At 48.2% G+C, this 19,238-nt stretch carries 15 protein-coding genes; all 15 read right to left on the bottom strand.

What is annotated here, in order from left to right:
- Nucleotides 1-81: 81 nt before the first annotated feature.
- On the bottom strand, nt 82-1,482 hold the full coding sequence (locus tag PQG83_RS20290) for an undecaprenyl-phosphate glucose phosphotransferase (RefSeq protein ID WP_312745003.1): 1,401 nt from the start codon (nt 1,480-1,482) through the stop codon (nt 82-84).
- A complete protein-coding gene (locus tag PQG83_RS20285) occupies nt 1,476-2,660 on the bottom strand; it encodes a glycosyltransferase (RefSeq protein WP_312745001.1) in 1,185 nt (394 codons plus the stop codon). Before PQG83_RS20285 ends, PQG83_RS20290 begins: the two co-directional genes overlap by 7 nt.
- A 6-nt stretch (nt 2,661-2,666) precedes the next feature.
- Nucleotides 2,667-3,749, bottom strand: coding sequence for a glycosyltransferase (locus PQG83_RS20280; RefSeq protein WP_312744999.1), 1,083 nt, complete (start codon nt 3,747-3,749; stop codon nt 2,667-2,669).
- Nucleotides 3,750-3,798: 49 nt separating this feature from the next.
- Nucleotides 3,799-4,716 (bottom strand): glycosyltransferase family 2 protein, encoded by a 918-nt coding sequence (locus PQG83_RS20275; RefSeq protein WP_312744995.1) that lies wholly within the window; start codon nt 4,714-4,716, stop codon nt 3,799-3,801.
- 395 nt (nt 4,717-5,111) lie between these two features.
- Nucleotides 5,112-6,479 carry a hypothetical protein gene (locus tag PQG83_RS20270; RefSeq protein ID WP_312744992.1) on the bottom strand — a complete coding sequence of 456 codons (1,368 nt, stop codon included), beginning with the start codon at nt 6,477-6,479 and terminating at the stop codon, nt 5,112-5,114.
- A gap of 281 nt (nt 6,480-6,760) precedes the next feature.
- Nucleotides 6,761-9,334, bottom strand: coding sequence for a sulfatase-like hydrolase/transferase (locus PQG83_RS20265; protein WP_312744990.1), 2,574 nt, complete (start codon nt 9,332-9,334; stop codon nt 6,761-6,763).
- A gap of 207 nt (nt 9,335-9,541) precedes the next feature.
- Nucleotides 9,542-10,942, bottom strand: coding sequence for a class I SAM-dependent methyltransferase (locus PQG83_RS20260; RefSeq protein WP_312744987.1), 1,401 nt, complete (start codon nt 10,940-10,942; stop codon nt 9,542-9,544).
- The gene (locus PQG83_RS20255) at nt 10,942-11,178 is read right to left on the bottom strand and encodes a hypothetical protein (RefSeq protein ID WP_312744986.1); all 237 of its coding nucleotides are present in this window, start codon (nt 11,176-11,178) and stop codon (nt 10,942-10,944) included. Before PQG83_RS20255 ends, PQG83_RS20260 begins: the two co-directional genes overlap by 1 nt.
- Before the next feature lie 240 nt (nt 11,179-11,418).
- Nucleotides 11,419-12,135 (bottom strand): nucleotidyltransferase family protein, encoded by a 717-nt coding sequence (locus PQG83_RS20250; protein WP_312744984.1) that lies wholly within the window; start codon nt 12,133-12,135, stop codon nt 11,419-11,421.
- A gap of 247 nt (nt 12,136-12,382) precedes the next feature.
- Entirely contained in the window at nt 12,383-13,411 is a 1,029-nt protein-coding gene (locus PQG83_RS20245) for a GHMP family kinase ATP-binding protein (protein WP_312744982.1), read from the bottom strand.
- 15 nt (nt 13,412-13,426) lie between these two features.
- Nucleotides 13,427-14,164: a methyltransferase domain-containing protein gene (locus PQG83_RS20240; protein WP_312744980.1), complete on the bottom strand. Its 738-nt coding sequence runs from the start codon at nt 14,162-14,164 to the stop codon at nt 13,427-13,429.
- Nucleotides 14,165-14,198: 34 nt separating this feature from the next.
- Nucleotides 14,199-14,981: a TylF/MycF/NovP-related O-methyltransferase gene (locus PQG83_RS20235; RefSeq protein WP_312744977.1), complete on the bottom strand. Its 783-nt coding sequence runs from the start codon at nt 14,979-14,981 to the stop codon at nt 14,199-14,201.
- 103 nt (nt 14,982-15,084) lie between these two features.
- Nucleotides 15,085-16,386 carry a glycosyltransferase gene (locus PQG83_RS20230; RefSeq protein ID WP_312744972.1) on the bottom strand — a complete coding sequence of 434 codons (1,302 nt, stop codon included), beginning with the start codon at nt 16,384-16,386 and terminating at the stop codon, nt 15,085-15,087.
- Nucleotides 16,387-16,674: 288 nt separating this feature from the next.
- Nucleotides 16,675-18,045, bottom strand: coding sequence for a glycosyltransferase (locus PQG83_RS20225; RefSeq protein ID WP_312744971.1), 1,371 nt, complete (start codon nt 18,043-18,045; stop codon nt 16,675-16,677).
- Nucleotides 18,046-18,248: 203 nt separating this feature from the next.
- Entirely contained in the window at nt 18,249-19,184 is a 936-nt protein-coding gene (locus PQG83_RS20220; RefSeq protein WP_312744968.1) for a phytanoyl-CoA dioxygenase family protein, read from the bottom strand.
- Nucleotides 19,185-19,238: the final 54 nt, after the last annotated feature.

Below are 19,238 nucleotides of genomic sequence, written 5' to 3'. Positions count from 1 at the left end.
TCACGAGGAGGGAAATTCAATCCCATTGGCGAAGAAACTTACATGGAAGAACTGCCGCGTTGCCGCACGAATAGTGAAAGCCTAATACGCCTCCCGATGGATCAACCCCTTCCAAAGTGTCATAATCATAATCTTCACATCCAGCCATAAGGACCAATGCTCAATATAATACATGTCGTAGGCTAAACGTTTTTCCCAGGAGGTATTTCCGCGCAATCCATTAATTTGTGCCCACCCCGTAATTCCGGCTTTCATGGTGTGACGCAGGTTATATTGGGGGATCTGGGCCCGGAATTTCTCGATAAACTCCGGTCGCTCGGGACGCGGCCCCACAATACTCATCTCTCCCTTTAAGACATTCCAGAATTGCGGCAATTCATCCAAACTGGTTCGTCGCAGAAACGTCCCGATGGGCGTCCTGCGTGGGTCATGGGCTTTGGCCCAGACGGGACCTGTCTTTTCTTCGGCATCCATACGCATGGTCCGGATTTTAACAATATTGAAGGATTTGCCATCGAGGCCAACACGAGTCTGCCGGTAGAAGACAGGACCCGGAGAGGTGAGCTTGATGAGTACCGCAATCATCAATGCGATTGGTGAGGCCACCACCAGGGCCACGGCGGCACCACAGACATCAACCATCCGCTTCAAAAACAAATTCCATCCGTACAGAGGAGAACCCTGAAGAGTAATAATAGGAAGGCCCTCAAACATTTCGGCTTCCGCCCGCAACGTCACGAACTCATAAATGGATGGAATGATCTTCACTCCTGCGGTGGTGGAGGACAGGATTTTCATCAGTCCCTCAGCTTCACATTCCACTTCCGGAGGCAAACACAAAAATACGATATCCACATGGCTGGTTAAAATTTCTGCCGCCTGGTCAAACGTTCCGATAACGGGAATTCCGTCCAACATTTGACCAACCTTTTCGGCATTCCGTGTCAAATACCCGCGAACCTGGAGGCCAAGTTCTGGATGCATTTTGAGCGTATCGCCAACGCGCTGCCCAAGTTTTCCCGCGCCGATAATAACTACCTGGCGTTGGTTGTATCCCATTCGCCGGAAAACCCTGAGAATTTCCCGAAAGACCATACGGGAACAGCCCAGCACCACCAGATTCAATAACCAAAAATACATGATCACCAAACGGGAAAATTCAAACGGCTTCGAGAAAAAGGTCAATGCGACCAGGATCAGAATACTCAGCGTATTGGCCTTGGCAATATCCACAAATTCCGCCAGATGAGAGCCCATTCGACGAGGCCGATACAGATTAAATGAATAGAAACAAATTCCCCATACGGCGACAATTGGTACAAGAAGCCAGAGATACGGGTCAATAGGAGGAATGCCTTTGGTGATGGGAAACAGGGGCACTGAAAAGCGAATGAAATAGGCGCTCACCCAACAGGCGCATATCACAACCAGGTCGGAAAGGAAGAGCAGATTTTTTAAGAATTCACTGTGGCGTTTCAACATGGCGGGGTATGACGGAATGCGCGATAACGAGACATGATCACTTGCTGAATCCGCTGCTTAAAATGGGAGCGATCGAACGGTTCAACATGTGCTCGAATGGCATCAGGATTGAAGTCTGTGAAGTTCTGCGTGAATAATTGAATGGCTTCAACTATGGCTTGGACCGACTGTTCATAGTGAAAGACCCCCGTTGGAACCGCAGAGGTTCCCCTTTCGTGGACCCTGCGTCCTAAAGGATTTTCACCTTGCTCAGGCAAAGGATTGAGAGGGACGATGGTTTCAAGGGCCCCACCCTTTCCAAAGGCAATTACCGGTTTCCCGGAAGCCATGGCCTCTAAAGGCACAATACCAAAATCCTCTTCACCGGGGAAGAGAACGGCTAGGCACCGGCTGTAAAAGTCTCTGACACGATGGTCTGGCTGCCAGCCAAGAAATTCGACACTTGGACCGGCCATTCTCCTTAAGCGTTTCTCATCTTGTCCTTGCCCGATAATTTTTAATGGAAGTCCAAGCTCATTGGCTGCAGCAATGGCCAGGTCGACTTTTTTATAGGGCGCAAAGGCGGTGACCATCAAATAAAACTCTTCATGGCGATGCGACACGTGAAAAGTCTGCCAATCAACAGGAGGGTAAACCACGCAGGCCGCCCTTCCATACTGGCGTGCAATTCGCCCTGCTACGTTTTGCGAATTGGCAATAAAACAACTCACCTGGGCATTTGATTCCACATCCCACCGCTGAAGTCGCGTTCGAAAAAGCCCCATGCCCAGCCTGCCAAAATTCCACATTCCTGTGTTAACAAAATAGGTATCAAATCCATCCCAGATATACCGCATGGGGGTATGAATGTAGGAAATATGACAGGTCTCGCGAGGCACTCGAATGCCCTTGGCCACGCAATGGCTCGAACTGACGACTAAATCATACTGATGGATTTCCAATCGCTGGATGGCTGAAGGAAAGAAAGGGAGCAAATACCGATATCGACTCTTTGCAAATGGGACTCGATTAAGAACGCTTGGAATAATAGGATGCCGCTCAATCGTCCGCGACACACTGCCTTTCACATGGAACAGCGTATAAATTGGCGCATCAGGAAACAATTCACACAACGCTTCAAGACACCGCTCGCCCCCTCGCATACCTGTCAGCCAATCATGAACCAGCGCAACTTTCACTTGGGTTCAATGACCTGCATGTGAGGCAGACATTTCCTGATATATTTCCAGAGTCGAATCCATCATGGTCTCGCTGGAGAATTTTTCCTGTATAGTCTCCTGTGCCTTCTTGATGAGGGAGATCCTGAGATCCTCATTGTTTGTAATTTTTTTGACCTTTTCGGCAAGGTCTTCTCCGCTCCTTTTTTCTACCAACATTCCGTTTATCTCGTCATGAATGATTTCTTCCAATCCACTCACATTCATGCTCACAACCGGAACTCCCATGCCCATAGATTCTAAGATCAAAACCGGCAGGCCTTCCCACCTGGAGGTTAAAACGACCACGCTGAAAGTAGCAAGAATGTCCAGAGCCTTTCCATGAGACAATTCCCCCACCATGTGAACCCGTCCACCTAACCCCCGCCTGGCTATTTCCTGCTTGATCATCGGAGCCAAAGTCCCATCACCAACAATCGTGGCCGAGTACCCAGGCAAGAACTTCATCATCTCCAAAAAAAGGAGAGGATCCTTCTGATGTTCCAATCGTCCGATAAATCCAATATGCAGGAGCCCCTGAGGCAAAGGCCGTGGAAGATTGTTCAAAGAAAGACCGGGATAGATGACTGACCTTTTATCACGACCTGATAATAATTGAAATTTTTCTGCAAGAACCACATCATATTTCGACACAAAAATAGAATGGCGCGCACGTCGCAAATTCCAACGTTCCGCCATTAACGCCAGCCAGCGAATTCCCGCCGATTTTCCCATAAAATGAAATCCATGGATGGTATAGACCATCGGGATCTTCAAGAGAGATACCGTAAAGAAAAACCCTGCACGCCCACCATGGACGTGAACCAGATCAGGTTGGAAGGCCATAACCAATGCTCGAAGTTGGAAAGGGATGGCAGGATTGAGCCGACTAATGAAAAACCGAAGCCCCTGACAGGGAATTCCAAGAGCGCCGGCTTCCTTCATTAAATATGATTGTTCTTCGGTAATGAGATAAAAAGAAACGGCATGCCGTAAACCTTTGAGAATCTGTAGAACATGCGTGGTTCCTCCACCTGGTTTTCCATCGGCAACAATTTGGAGGACCCGCATTACGTGCTAAATTTCCTAAGTAAAGTTTCTATGATTCGTAAAATACACACTATAGCAGAGCACGACCTATTCGGTCGGTTCCAAGGCCACGATACATACCTAATCGAGCATAGATACTCTGCAAAACCCATAAAGCCCATGCGACCGGGCGACCAAAATGTTTCCGGAAAAAATAATATTGATTAACATAATAAATTTCCTTTTGTTGAGAAAGATCGCCCCCGAATGAAGCTCCAGACTGATGCTCTATGACTGCCTCAGGAACGTGCCACACCTCCCAACCAACCTGCATGGCCCTGAGGCACAGATCAACATCTTCATAATACAAAAAAAACTTTTCATCAAAGCCGCCAATTTCAGCCCAGATTGAACGCCGGCAACAAAGAAAAGCACCGGAAACCCATGCCACAGGCTCCGCTTCATGAGGGATGCAAAATTTTGTCGAACACCGGGCTATCCCCCGACGAAGGAGTCCTCGAGGCCCCACACGCTGAGCCACCCAGGCCAACGGTTTATCCAGCACAAGGCCAGCCAATGAAGGCGTATCCCCCATTGATTGCAAAGGGCGGCCAGCTGGATCAACAAGACGACCCCCGACAATTCCTACTCGAGGATGCTTCTCATAAAATTGGATAAGGGTTCGAATAGCCTTTTCGGTCGCGATGGTGTCCGGATTCAAAAATAGGGCAAAGGATCCGCTCGAAGCCGCCAACCCGATATTACACGCACGGCCAAAACCAATATTTTCTTGAAGGGCAATAAGGGTAACCTGCGGAAATTCTTTCTGCAATTTCACTGCAGTCCCATCCTTCGAATCATTATCCACAACCAGGAGCTCAACATCAGAAATGTTGAGTAAGGGACTTAAACAGGTACTGATGCAGGAGCTGGAATTATAGGTCACAATGATGATGGAGCATAGCTTCGGGGTATTCAGCATACTTTCCTTTGATCCGGAATTCGTCATGGCATCCTACTTCGGCACAACCAACGCTTATTTTCCAGAAAGCTTTCTGACAACCATCCCACTTAGTTGGTGAAATCTCTTGACTGTAGGCATGAATGACCCCTTTTTGTTTCTGCGGGTTGATTCCCTTCTCATCTTGCCCATCCGGTGCCATTGCCCCCGATAACGTGTGAGCCTGCAGTGAACATCCTCATACTCAGCAGAAAGTAGAAAACGGTTTTCGCAGATAAGAGCGTGAGGCCAGAGAGTCATGTATGTATAGATATCCCGTCGGCATTGCCTCCACAAAGGAGGAAGACCGGCCTGCCAAAGACTTGGTCATTCTGGGTACCCCGATTATGGTTTGGAAGATAGCGGAACCAAGGGATCACCAAAGCCTCAAAGGGGAAAAATAATTATCGATTGACTAGGAAACGCTCTCTCAAAATAAAACTCAGGTTTTTCATAGCTAATTCATTTCCATAATCATTTAAATGCCTATCACTTGGTGAAATCACAATTTCGTTTCCACCTGGCAAATCAAAAATCACAAGATCATCAGAAGGAATCACCCTTTGCAACCCGGCTTTATAGTCGAAAGATACTCTAAAAAGATTGTCTTGAGAATCCGACACGCATTTAACCATTTGCATTGCGCGCTTCTCAAAATCTTCACGAGCAGGATAGAAAACAAGGAATTTTGAATGATGCCTTTCGACTTCCTCTTTTACATGCCGCAATAAACTTCCGGTAATCGCAACCAGATATTCATCCCGCCTGGATGGATCCACCATATAGGCAGAAAAGAGACTCCTGCTGTTCAGGACATCCTGTCCGGACCTTACGGTGTACCCCATATTATCGTTGAGTTCAAATATGGTGTTAAAAAACTCTCCTTGATTAATAACTGTCAGTCCCTCACAGGCATGTTTATTTTCGATTTTGTGGGTTTCATGGGACGATGGCATTTCTTGAAGCCAGCGACGAAGAATGCGTTGCTCTAACGTTTCATTTTGTAAATTTGACATCACCCTCTCTATTAAATGGGCAAGGGCGCTATTATGTAAATAGGAACCAGATAAAAAATAAGGGCCATGCAGCTTCTGATCGACTAGTCTAAAGGTCGGCTTTAAGGGTCCGGCCTGCTGGGTTGCACTTCTATCAGGAAAGGCATTTTCCCAAAAATCATTTGCCGGGGTTGCCCACAATAAAACGAGGTCTGCCCGATACAACTTGAAATATTCTTGTATGGCGAGTAGCTGTTGATCCTGACCCCACCCCGAAGAGGCAAGGGAAAACACTTTGACTGGTTTATGCAACTGACTAGTTAGAAATTCCTGAAGAAACTGTTCAGGCATATGTTCCGGCCGGCCGGCATAAGCTTCGACCTGGCTGTCGCCCACAAGCAACACCACATAGTCCTCGGCCTGATAGTGAATGCTTTGTCCTCGATATCCAAATTGATTGGTGGTTAACGCATCATATTTAGAAAATTTTCTACCCGCAGAATTTGCCCATCCCCATCCTGAGTTCAGGGTAGATGGAATTCCCATACCACGCAGGAAGGCCTCCATTATTAAAATCGCAATAATTATCGATCCAACAACCAGGGCCACGTTCTGTTTCATTTGCTCCGAGACTTCCACCGCAAGCTCGCCCACAAGGAGACGGGAATTTTGCGTTAATTTGGGATAATCATTTTCTATTTCATGCCCATCGAAAGTATGGTTTAGGAAATATGTTGAGGAAACCGGTTCAATCCCCTGAGGATGATTAATTAACACCCATCACAGCGGAAACAAGCTTTTGGTTTCCAGCACTAGACAGACCAAACCAAGGATATCTTCCATAATATACAGATCAGACGAATCAACAAAACATGCCCCACCCATTCCAACGTAAAGACCCTTCTCTGACAAAGGCTCGAATAGCCAGGTGCCAAGCACCGCACTAATTCAAAAGCTGGAACTGTTCCTCACATAATAAGATGTGTTTATGGGGTTCCGGGCAAGCGATAGCCTGGCTTTGTCACGACTAATGACTGGATGTGCCACTATCGGCCTGGTCATTGGCTGAAACCCTCTTTCTCCAGCGTAGAGCGAATGAAATCGATTTGATTTGGAGAAAAGGGAAATTCCCATGCTCGGTTGCTCAATGAGGCAACAATTAATTTGATATCCCTGGGATAAGGCTTGAGAACGTCCACCGGAATTTTAATCCTGAACCCACTGTGGAACAATGCCTTCTGTTGATGAGCCTCCACGACATCTTGCCTGGAGATACCTACTTCTGTACTCGCCATTAATTTTCCGTCTGTGAAAATGAAAACCTCTTCAGCCGGTTGATTCTTTTCAAGATCAGCAGCCCATCCCTCCACAACAATTGACTCCCCTGAAAGGAGAACACGATCCAGATTCCCAGTCAGATGTTTTTCACCCACATCGATCAAGATTTCCCGCTCACCGGAAAACACCAGTTTTGATTGCCCGAAAGCTTCATGTTTCAAACGAATCATTGTCTGCTCATCGCTCAAAGCCCCCTGACTTGCCAAGGGTATGGAAGTTAATTTTGCATCATGATTTCCAATCAGAAAAACTCTCACTTGGTTCTCACCGGACTGGAACGCGGAAGGAGGAAATAACACAGAAAAATAATTCCGCTTTCCGGCCCATAAGGATGCCTGGGTAGTAGCCCATATTCGGTCATTTAGGGAAATAGCAATCGGTATGTTTCGTTGACTCGTGCCAATGATTTGTCCGCTAAAAAGGGCAGGGAGGAATCCATTTTCAAGATTCACCTGATTTAATTGATGAGGATTTTCATTTATGTATTGAAGGGAAGTTGAGTGACCAATATCCAAATCGCCAAGTTCTTGTCCGATCAAATTTGAAGCCGGTCCTTTTGGCACAAGTCGGTCGAGTGCCGTGTGCTCCCCAAAATGATCGACCTGCCACTTGAGACGAGGAAATCCGTTTAGGTCCTGGGATTGGATTTTTCCTACTCCAAGAAAATCTATCTCGTCCCGCGGTTGGATTTCATTGTCCAACATGGAATATCCATCTATTTCCCTGGGAATTTTAAAGCCGAGTAGATCGGCAATGGTTGGCAACACATCAATTCCGCTGACAAGTCGCTCACGAATGCTCCCCTCACGTTGCCCAGGAAGCTTGACGAACATGGGAACTTTTAGAATATCGCTCTCATTTCCTTTTTGTACCTCTCGCATGGATAGCCCACGCTGAAAGGAAACACCATGATCTGCGGTCACAATAATGAGCGCCTTATCGAAAAGCTCTGCCCTTTCCAGTGAACTTCGCAATTTCCCGAGGAACTGATCAACATATCCTATTTGCTGGAGGTATTGGTGGTACGCCGTAAGAATCAAGGATTCTTTTCCAATCCACCTCCCTCCCCAACCCGGTCCATCGATCCATCCGACAGGAATGAGTCGTTCTTTATTAAAATATTGCTGACCAGACACCAAATATTCATACTTCGTATGAGGGAGGATGACGTGAAGAAAATGAAGGACAGGACTTGATGTTTGCTTGATTTGAGCAAGAAAAGAAGTGATTTGCGACTCTCTTGATTTTTTCCCCCCAGTGGCAATATCCAGATGGATATCCCCCTCGTCCCGTCCAAGAATCCCTTTTTTCAACAATTCCTCGCCGAAACCCGTCCATTGAGCGTGGAGCGGGGGCAACTGTTTTCCTAATGTTGGCGGGGCAATAATATGTAAATATATCACTGCCAGATCTGCAAAAAAGGACTTGTAACGAAGGGACGACCCGGCATCAGCATCTTTTTCCTTGCATAATGTATGGGGACAAAGACTTGTCAAGGACTCCACGACATTAAGGGCATAACGGTCCCCCAACACGGTGAACAAATTTTGAGGATGATCTGTTGCTGTCGGGTTGAGTCGAACACCAGCTCTTGGTTGCCGCCCCGTCAAAATTCCAGACACGGCAGCTGCGGTTTCTACATACGTGGCAACCGCATTAGGAAACCAATAACTTTGTGCGGATAAAGCGGCAAAGTTTGGAAAACGCACCGGATCGATTTGACCATCCGCATCCAATAACGCGGTGATGTTGAATTCATCCAGCACAATAAGGACCACCGGCACAGGATTGTTAATCTCAATGTCAGTCTGTGCTTCAATGGCCTCCGGCATGACAAGACGACCGGCGGGAGTAAACAACAAAAACCACAGTGGAAAGGCCACCACGACGGGTGAAAGCACCGTGAGAAACAGCCGGACCGCCTGACAGCGTACATACAGGGCCGAAAAGAAAAAACCAATCAGTAATGCAAATCCGACAATCAAGAGATCAGATCCACCCACCAATCGCTGCACCGGAGGGAGGACTGTGAGGAACCCCAGACCAAAGACAAATACCACATGCAGGCTATTCCGGACTCGCGTACCAACCAGCAAAGCGGCAAGTTCAAGCAGCACGAGGCCTAATGCCATCCCCATCGAAAGGACGAAGACCATACCGATGATCAGCTCCGGACCGGCCTTATAAGAAACAAAAAACTCCGGATTCTGCCCAAGAAGATCATAGAGCGGCTGGGCAACCGCAAAACCAACGAGAGCAAACAAATGCAAAAATTCAATAAGGATCCTACGCATACCAGTTATATTTAGCTTATCTGACGAAGTGGTCATTTAGGTCCCTGATGACAGAGATTAGGGCGAATTCAGATGTTTATGGTAAGGATAAAAAGTGTCTTTGAGGAAAGTGTGCGGAAATATTCAAGGCGTTTTGCAGCGACATCTCAGATTTTTCATGATGGTTCCATTGCTCAGGTACATTCAGCCAGAGTACGAGGTCCTGAATTACATTCGTTTAAACCACACCAATACTCGTCCGCTTTTTGAAACGATTTCATTCTTAATGATCACCGCCTTTTTTTCCATAAGCGCCATGAAATGTTCAACGGTGTAATCTGGGAAAATATCCTGGCGTAGACTTAACAATTCCTGCACCATAGGATCATTTTTCGGAACAAATTCGATGACCCCCTGTGGCGCAAGCATGATCAGCCAATTGACAACCTGGACCAGAGGAATATTTCTGGCAATTGCCAGGTGGTGGACCAAAGCCAGTGCCAACACGGCATCGGCTGAGGCACGAGACTGAAGACTCTCTCGCTCTTGCCCGTTCCATCCTTGATTCGGACTGGGATTAGCCGCATCCATAAACAGAGCCTGAAAGGAGAGACCCCTCTCGCTTGCTCGATGGTAGCTACCATCCAACGCTCCTTGATCAAAGTCAAACCCTACGACATTTCTGGCACCGCCATTCAACGCCGTTTCTGAATATTCACCGGTATTGCATCCCAAATCCCATAACAGTCTGGGCTGGACCGTTTGGGCAAATTCAAGAATGAATTGCTTTTTGGATTTGGTTTCCATTGAGGAATAAGTACAGGTTTTATCGTAGTCACCCCACGTGCTTTCTCCCTTATTGAGAGGGTTCAACTGACCAATCCAGTCAGACAATTTTTTCAGCATACCTTTGAAAGAAGAAAGGGGGAACGAGGCACTGGCTAACGAATCATCCTGAAGGCTTTTGGTGTTTTTCGTCGAGGTTGTTTGGAAAAGATCTTGCAAAACGACATGAGTCAAGACATTCCACTTCAAGTAATGTCGCCACTTCAGTAATCTCCGGATCTCCCCAGTTCCAATTCCTTCCTGGGTTCCCCGATACCAGGCGTTGTGAGATATGCCAAAAAATGCGCGAAGCAACAGAGGGTTCAGGAATTGTTCACAAAATTGGCGATGACCAACCCACATTTCACCAGATTGATAGCGCCTAAAGGAGAGATGATCAATAAAAACGGGCTGACTTCCCTGAAATTGAATATTGTAGGCCGAGGCATCGGAAAGTGTGACACCGACTTCCAATGATTGCAAATGGATTCGTAAATGCAGAAGTGCGGCGGCCTTCAATGCCGGAAATGACCATTCATACGGATAAGAGATAAATGGGAGCCTCGGAGTTTCCAAAACATATCGAGGCTTTGGATCTGAGAGCCCCAGAACGTCTGATGACACGACCTCAAACGGAAGCAGCAGACCTTCGGTCGCAAGCGTTTGGAATAATCCCGTTGAAGTGACAAAATCGAAATCTCCAGAAAAACATTCATTCACCGTCCTAAGGATGCGTTCCTCAAACTTATATACGCTCCCACTGGGATCACGGAAGGATCCTGGCAGGGGTTGGACACCACCCATTACTTCTGATCTTCGGAAGAGGAATGTTGGGATTCTTCTTGAGCATTTCCACGAAATAGTCCGACAAATCGCCTCCAGTACAATTTGAGAATCACCACGACGCCGGCGATGCCACCCAATAAGAGCTGCAACACCATACTTCCGGTACCGGGATCAAGGTAAGCCTGTGCCGAGTTTTCGAATCCGAACACGATTAGAGTAATACTAATTGCAAGAAAAATTCCTAAATGTTTCATTTTGCCATTCCCTCCCTGCCCTTTACCAACACCCTGGTCATTTCAGAGTTCGATCCTTATTGGTACATAAATTATCGTCAAACAGTAACCGGACACTTATTCCTCCGGAACAAACCCTGCGGCGAAATCAGGAACATTGTAAATCAAAATCAGGAAGGTTGTTTGGATCCTGTTCTGTTATTTTTTTCAACACTCGTTCTTGAACCTGATAGAAGGGATGGCCCCCTGAGCCAGTTCCGCTCAGTTGACCCGACTAAAAATCACTTCTCTCTGAGCACGTTCATAATCGCTTGGCGTGCCGATATCAATAAAATATCCTGTGGTGACGAACGCGCGTGGCTGCAGCTCTCGACAATACGGCTGAAGGATATCCGTCTCAAAGGAAAAGTGATCTCCGCTTCCATATTGGGAAAAGATTTCAGGTCCAACAACGTACACACCTGTGTTTACTAGGCCTGGGCCTTCCTGACCCTTTTCTTGAAACTCTACGACCCGTTCACCCAGGAGCACGACGGCACCATACCGACTCACATCCGGGACATGCCGAAGTACGATCGCGACCTGCGTTGGGGTCTGTGCATACCAGGCCATCAGGGCCGGATAATCAATGTCAACGAGCGTGTCGGCATTAAGGACCAAAGTCGGGGAGGACTCATCGCCTTTTAGCGCTAAGGCCATCGCTCCTCCAGTTCCTAATGGATAGCTTTCCCTTGAATATCTGATGTGAAGTGAGCGGTAAGCCTGCCCAAAATGCTCTTCAATAACCTCCGCCTTATACCCAACTGATAGAGTAACTTCGGTCAGCCCAGCATCGACCAGTCTATCGAGAATATACTCCAAAAATGGCCGGCCTCTCACAGGCGCCATGGGCTTAGGAAGATCGGGAACGACAGGCTGAAGCCTTTCGCCACGTCCCCCAGCCAGAATAATGGCCTTTCTGATTCCTACTTGTACCACATGAATCATTCCTGCCTTCGCCCATAATCAAACACATGCCCGAGGAGGATAACCCGGCCCCAAAATACCAGCGACTCAGCTTCTCACAGAATTCAGTTGACTACGCATCAGCCAAAAAACTTACAATCCCTGTCCGTCGTTGTCCGGACTAAGCAGGTCCTCAATTTACTTCACCAACACATTGGGTTTTTTCAAACAACTATTTAAAAAGATCAACCGCAGTCTGACGACTTCCCCACAATTCTATTTATTCTATCTTCCAACCTTGCATCCCGTATTTGGTAAAATGACAGTTACTGACTTGGCCGGAGAATTTTTTTAACGCAAAAATTACTTCCATGCGTTTTTCCGGTGGGACAAAAAACATCATAAATCCTCCACCGCCAGCCCCCGACACCTTTCCGGCCAAGGCTCCAGCTTTGACTGCCGCTTCGTAGATTTCATCGATATGCGCGTTGGACACACTCTTGGCTGAACGTTTCTTGCTAACCCATCCCTCGCGCATGGACTCAACCAGTCCAGTGAAATCCCCCTTTAACAGACTTTCCTTCATCGTACAGGCCTCACGCTTCATGGCATGCATGGCAGAAAGGGCCAAGTCAGTGCCAGACTCAACATTGGTACTCTGATCACTGATGATCTTTGCGGAAGATCTGGACACCCCGGTAAAAAAAAGCACTAATGAAGCCTCCAGCTCGCAGATGATCCAGTTTTTGATACGCAAGGGATTAACGATCACCCGATTGTCTGCATAAAACTCAATAAAGTTAAACCCCCCAAATGTCGCGGCGTATTGATCCTGTCTCCCACCTTGCAAACCACAATCGACTCGTTCAATCTTAAACGCCAAATGAGCCAACGCGTAGTCGTCTAGCGGGACGTTCAGCAATTCCGCAAAGGCTTTAATCATCGCGACGACCAGAGTCGAGGAGGATCCTAGCCCAGAACCTACAGGAGCATCGCAGTAAGTGGTAACTTTCACAGGCAACGGCCGTCCTTCATTAAACTGCTCGACCATGTACAGATAGACGGCTCGATGTAGATCGACACATCCATTGCGTGGAATGGATTCTCCCAACTGATACTCACTAAAATGCTGGCGATCAGCAGAACAAAACTGCACCTTATGGCTCGTCAACACCTCCAGGACCGCATAGGCGTATCGATCAATCGTGGCATTGAGCACACAGCCGCCATATAAATCACAATAGGGCGACACATCTGTGCCGCCGCCCGCCAGGCCAAGCCGAAGAGGCGCCCGCGCGCGGATGATCATCGAACCCTCCAAATATCAAAGCGGCTGGTCATTGTGAAACGGTGGTTTTTCCCGGTTAAAATGTTTAAGCGTCCGAAGATCGTCCCGGTACTGATTCAGATGAATCCGCACTTCGTCTCGAGGTTGATCTGAGGATCGACTCCAACGCCCCCCTGCTTCCACTTCCGCGATGGGACGCTTGCGAATGACCATCTCGATCCCGCATTCCCCAACCGAACTCAAGGTCTGGTCGTATCTGGGAAGATTAAACCGATACGTCGAAATGAGTTGTTCAATTTTGACCGGCTCGGCAGCAGAACCAAGGTCACGTACCAAATCCAGAACATTCAGAGACTGTTGACTCCAGGACTGCATCTTGAAAATGGTAAACGTCCATTTATGATCGGCATTAAATGTGCTCGGAAACTGGCCTTGTTCATATAAATCTTCATCCGGGACGGTAATGACGAGATGGCCGCCTGGCCGCAAGACCCTAAACCAATTCCGGAGTCCTACGACAGGATCATGCAGATGCTCCAGGCAATGACTGCTATGCACAAAGTCGAATGTCTCATCCGACACACCCTCAAGAAACTGCGCATTGCCATCAATCAGGTCCCATGTTCGCACATCCTCCATCCGACAAAACAATTCCTGATATAACCCCAAAGGATCGGGATGGCCACCGATATCCAGACCCTTCCCGACGAAAAACCGGTTAATGAAGTTTGGCTCGGATAATCGCCGAGCAATCGATTTGCTACATTCTTTCATAATCACGTTGACTTATCATGGAAGGGATAGGTCATCACACTCCATGAGACCGAAAGACAAACTGCGGGAAAATTTGCTCACTATGCAATCCGTCCCGACGAATCACCAATTCTTCCACCGCTTCGGTCGCGCCTAAACAGCTTGAGGTGGCCGCATCATCAAACACCACATACCCACCTGAAACCATAAAGGGCTTCACGAGGTCATATGAAAAGGCCACCGCCGAATAAATATCACAGTCGATATGGGCCAAGACAATGCTTCCAATCTTGTCGACAGCAGAGGGGCCGGTTTCCTGGAACAACCCTTTGATAAACTCAACATTTTTCACACCCTCCCGATCAGCAAATTCTCGCAACTCCTGCAAATCGACGTCTTGGAAATCTCCTGCTCCGTGGGCATCGATAGCCGATTCGGTTGCCGGCATTCCTGCAAAAGTATCCAGCGCAAAGACTTTCCTGCCAGGATACAGTTGATCGACCACATAAGCCATAAACAGCGCGTTCCCCCCTTTATACGATCCAAATTCGACAATGTGGCCAAAGGGAATATAGGGAAGAAAATATTTCAGAATCAGGAAAATATTCATCCGGTTATCTTCAGAGACCACAGTCCGGCCGGAAGCCAGTCTGTATGCCTCTTGATATAACGCATCCTTCCGAACCGACTCGCGCAATTGGCCGCATTGCAATCCCCACCCTCTGGCATAGCCATCGCGAACATTTCGGCACTTCCGGACGGGGTAGCCTCCACCCCCCCCGACGGGAGGGACAAATAAATCAAAGACCATTTCCACTTCTCTCAGATCAGGCTTCATTACTCTATTATCCCTGGGTCACACATCATTCACCGTCATTTCACGGCATCAATGAGACACTGCCTATCACCATTCACCCTATGAGGAGGAAGGGTCTTTCCCTTCATAGTTCGTCAAGCAGGTTTAAAGCCATAAGTCGCCCTCGATATTTTGTACCCACCGCCCGTGAGCTATGGTGGGTTTTAATAAAGTCCGCCGCATGTTGACCAATTGTCTGCGCATAATGCGGCTCATTGACGACTCGCTTCATAAACCACACCGCATGCTCAATGTCAGGGTCCGCCCATTTCTGCCCCTTGGCAAACGGATACTCCTGGTCCCCGACTGGAATAAGCCGGTAATCAACCAGGCACGAATTGTGGGCGTTGGTAAAATCAAGATTCCCCGAATAGCCGGTCGCAATCACCGGCTTCCCGAGATACATGGCTTCCGCCAGCCCGCGGCCAAAGCCTTCTGACCGGTGCAGGGACAAAAAACAATCGCACAGCTTGACCAGGGACTTGGTTTCCCGGTCAGTCAACACCTTATCCAGCAAGATGATTCGAGGATCCTCACAATCAATGGATTCAAGAAACGCCTGGTATTCCTTTGGACGCAAGCCCATGCCATTCATCTTAATAACCAATCCGACTCGCGTATCCGACAGATCGGGAAAAGCCTGCAAAAAAGCCCGAATGACCGCCTGCGGGTTTTTTCGATGGACATAGGAGGTAAAATCGAAAAAAAAGAGAAACAAAAATCGATCCTCTGGCAATCCGAAGGCCTCCCTGCGCACACCGTTGGGCTCTGGAAATTCCACGGCCAAGGGCATCCTGATGACCGGGGAAGCGGTTTTATCGGCAATGGCCTGTTCAATAAATCGAGAAGGAGCCCAAACTTCATCCACCAATTGAAGCGACGGATGCCACGCCTCGGGAAAATGGCTTAACTCCCACGACCAATATCCAATATTATACCGATCCGCAAAAAGGTTCTTGCCCAGGAGCCTTCGGGCATTCTCCATCTCATCTGCATTCAGATGAAATACATTAGTCCGATAAGCTCCAGTTCTGGAAATTTTATCCATAAAAAGGAAATCCTTATGGACCTCGGCAACGTGAACCCCATGCTCCCCATAAACACTTCGAATCCCAAATGGGACTTGTGCCGCCGAACATGCCGCCGCAGACAGCCGTATATTCTCACCTATACCAAGTACCCCATAGGGATGCCCGATTAATAAAACGCCGGGCGAGACCACGGTTTTAATGGATCCAAGGCCATTTCCCCGCTCGATTGCCTCTATTGAAGGCCTGACACCAGTGGCCGCATGCCAAGGCGACGTCCTTTCCCCAACCATTGCCCCTTTCGATCTGACTCCTTGCCCCACGCGATGTAAATCGAAGGATGCAATCCAACTTCCCATTACAGGTATAAGTCGTCGCTTCAGACCGCGGAATCCTTCGGAAACAAGGATCTGCCATACACTCCGCAAAACTATCGTGATCCCGCCATGGGAATGAACCGTCTGTTTCGTCATACCAACAAATTTAAGGAAAGTTCCCATTGATTATACCCGGACTATGGCCATGTCACTCTCAACGCTATGGTCTGTAAATTTTCCCGCTTCTTGTAGGAGAGAAGCCTCCATTGAGAAAAGTTTATCGAACGGACCACACAAGATAAAAAATGATCTCTACTCCTTCGGGACCCGTTACACGATCTTCAAGGCGGCAAGCCGAGCGCGATATTTGGTTCCCACGGCCAACGGACTATGGTGGGTTTTAATAAAGTCCGCCGCATGTTGACCAATTGTCTGCGCATAATGCGGCTCATTGACGACTCGCTTCATAAACCACACCGCATGCTCAATGTCAGGGTCCGCCCATTTCTGCCCCTTGGCAAACGGATACTCCTGGTCCCCGACTGGAATAAGCCGGTAATCAACCAGGCACGAATTGTGGGCGTTGGTAAAATCAAGATTCCCCGAATAGCCGGTCGCAATCACCGGCTTCCCGAGATACATGGCTTCCGCCAGCCCGCGGCCAAAGCCTTCTGACCGGTGCAGGGACAAAAAACAATCGCACAGCTTGACCAGGGACTTGGTTTCCCGGTCAGTCAACACCTTATCCAGCAAGATGATTCGAGGATCCTCACAATCAATGGATTCAAGAAACGCCTGGTATTCCTTTGGACGCAAGCCCATGCCATTCATCTTAATAACCAATCCGACTCGCGTATCCGACAGATCGGGAAAAGCCTGCAAAAAAGCCCGAATGACCGCCTGCGGGTTTTTTCGATGGACATAGGAGGTAAAATCGAAAAAAAAGAGAAACAAAAATCGATCCTCTGGCAATCCGAAGGCCTCCCTGCGCACACCGTTGGGCTCTGGAAATTCCACGGCCAAGGGCATCCTGATGACCGGGGAAGCCGTTTTATCGGCAATGGCCTGTTCAATAAATCGAGAAGGAGCCCAAACTTCATCCACCAATTGAAGCGACGGACACCACGCCTCGGGAAAATGGCTTAACTCCCATGCCCAATATCCAATATTATACCGACCCGCAAAAAGGTCCTTGCCCAGGTGAATTTGAGCATTTCCCATCTCATCCGCATTGATGTGAAAGACATTGGCCCGATAGGCTCCAGTTCTGGAAATCTTATCCATGAAAGGGAAATCCTGGTGGATGTCGGCCAAATGGATGCCATACTCTCCCTGAACATTTCGAATACCGAATGGGACTTCCGCCGCTGAACATGCCGCGGCAGACAATCGGACATGCTCCCCCATACCAAGCACTTCATAGGGATGGCCCAATAGAAGGGCGCCAGGGGCAAGGACAGCCCTCAGGGAACTGGAATGTTTTTCAATATTGGGGGCTGTCTCCAATTGGATCATCCCATCCGATTCGTCACTGGACGCGAAGGCCTTTCGATTAGCCAGCAATTGCCTTACTTTTTTCTTCAGTCCGAGAAATCCTTCAAAGGCTAACACCTGCCACAGACGTCGAAACACCATGGTGATTCCTCCATGATGACGAACAGCCTGTTTTGCCACGCCCACAAAATCTACAAAAGTACCCATTGATTAGCCTACAACCTTTATCATATGTATCCTGAACACCTATACCTCCCGTTGCATCCGCAAAAATCTACCTGGATGAACAAAGGAAACCTTGAAAAACCCACCTCCAATCCTTCAGTCCATTCACAATCATGAAGGAGAGAAGAAAATTGTTCTACTGTATTACGACATACTCATCGTCGGCGTTTTATAGGGGCCACCAACTATTGAAATGCGGTTTCCCCTGCGAGAGCATAATTCCGGCCCTGATAGGATCCGAAGGCATAACGTGGTGGAGGAAACCCGGGGTCCTCAAACTGAAAAAAGACATCGTGCTGATAGACCTGTAAGGTCTCCGGTGCGCAATGAAATACCACGCTTCGCCGAGTCCTCTGTGGATTGACTGCAGGGGCACCACCGTGAGGCAGTTGAGGATGCCAAATGGCGACATCGCCCTTTTGCAACACAGCCTGCTTCGTTGCTCCGATGGCTCCTGATCGGGTCATCACTTCCCCATAATAGGCTTCGAGAGCATGGCGCACCAACCAATCATCCGGCTGATCAGGATTTGCCTCACGAACCCGCTTATAAATCGCATGCTGATCACAAGGAAATCGATGACCTCCAGGCACATACATCAATGGACCGGCATCAGGCTCTATGTCTTCCAGGGCACACCAGGCGCCAACAAAATAGTTGACAGGAAAGGTATGAAAAAAAGGGGCATCACGATGGATGGGCTGCTCGGTGCCATATTCGAAGGTTAACGACGTATAAATGCCGGCTTTATACCCGAAGAGATAATCTAATACCCTCATAATTTCATCGTGACATCCGATTTTCATGGCATTCTCGGAGGACATATGGAAATTCACCAATCTGTGATGGCGCCCCTTGGCATCGATATACTGATTGGCATATCCCTTATTGGTTTCAAGATATCGTTGATAATCACTGACCACCGCATCGCAAAGACCGGGCTCAATCACCCCTTTTAAAATGGTAAATCCCTCGGTGATCATCTCCTTGGCCAACCTGGGATAGTGCGAAGGATACCGAGCGGCTCGTGATACAGCCTCCTGTTCCGCATCAGGCAGGTCCAGCCACAAGGCCCCCATCTCACCTCTCGCGCTTACCGGTTGTTCAGCTAAATTGACCATACGCAGGATTCTCCTGAAGGAATGATGAAACCTTTGCCATCCCGGAAGACTCAT

Source organism: Candidatus Nitrospira neomarina (assembly GCF_032051675.1).
GTDB lineage: Bacteria > Nitrospirota > Nitrospiria > Nitrospirales > UBA8639 > Nitrospira_E > Nitrospira_E neomarina.
This window is presented reverse-complemented; position numbering and strand designations above follow the sequence as displayed.